At 29.7% G+C, this 1,055-nt stretch carries 2 protein-coding genes; both read left to right on the plus strand.

Going from position 1 to position 1,055, the window contains the following annotated elements; genetic code table 11:
- Positions 1-834 (plus strand): DUF262 domain-containing protein (locus F6K23_RS41180; RefSeq protein ID WP_293167074.1); only part of this gene is annotated, 834 nt, incomplete at its 5' end.
- On the plus strand, positions 831-1,055 hold a 225-nt coding region (locus tag F6K23_RS41185; protein WP_293167076.1), incomplete at its 3' end, for a hypothetical protein. The genes F6K23_RS41180 and F6K23_RS41185, both read left to right, overlap by 4 nt.

The following is a 1,055-nucleotide window of genomic DNA, read 5'->3' on the forward strand; positions in this document are numbered from 1 at the left end:
GAATTTCCAGTATACGAAAAAACTAAAATTCAGCGCTTTCGTGGTAAATACTTTCAAGATTTAGAAATTAAAGATAAACAAGAATTTTGGAAGTATCAATTTGCCATCAAATACTTACCATCAGCTGACGAAGATGTTATTGGTAATATCTTTGATCGCATTAATCGTAACGTTATTAAGTTAACTCCTCAAGAGCTTCGTCATGCAAAGTTTAGCGGAGATTTTATTACTCTTGCTGAAGATTTATGTACTTGGATGTTTGATTTTTTAGGAAAAAAAAGCAAAAATTTTCCTAACCTTAATTCCACTTCTAAAAAACAAATGAAAGATATCGAAATGGTAGCACAACTACTATTATTATTAGAGGAAGATGCAAAGTCATATAGTCCGGATTATCTTGATAAAGCTTTTACTGAACGAGATAGTGAATGGGAGGAAAAAGATGAAATAGAAAACGAATTTCGTAATACTATTGAATCTATAGGAAAAATATTAGATTTATCTAAAGAGGTTAATTTAGCTAAATCTAGGTTGAAAAATCAGGCTGATTTTTATTCTTTATTTGGTGCTGTTGCTGAGTTAAGTCGTGAAGGAACACTAAAAATAGATAAAAATACTGGTTCAAAAATTTATGAATTTTTAGAGGTTGTACAAAATAAAGAATTGCACAGTAAATCTAAATATGAATTAGATAATTACCAAAAAAAAGCACTAGATTACTATAAAGCAGTAAAGTATTCTTTTACAGATGTAGGTCCCAGAAAAATTAGAATTGGAATTGTCAAATCTTTGTTGAAGGGAGATATTCATTCAGAACAATCTTATAATGTATGATTTATCCTTCTATACTAGACCGTAAATACAATCAATATCAGCCTTTTGTTAAAGAGGTGGCTAAAAGAGTAAAAGAAGCATTATTAAATTTTTGCGATGCCAAAGGATATGCTTTTACTTCTCGAATCAAAACTATTGAATCCCTGGCTGAAAAAATTGAAACAGGACGATTTGAAAAATGGTCAGATTTGGATGATTTGTTCGCTTGTACAATTATCATA

The sequence above is a fragment of the Okeania sp. SIO2C9 genome (assembly GCF_010672455.1).
Taxonomy (GTDB): Bacteria; Cyanobacteriota; Cyanobacteriia; order Cyanobacteriales; family Microcoleaceae; genus Okeania.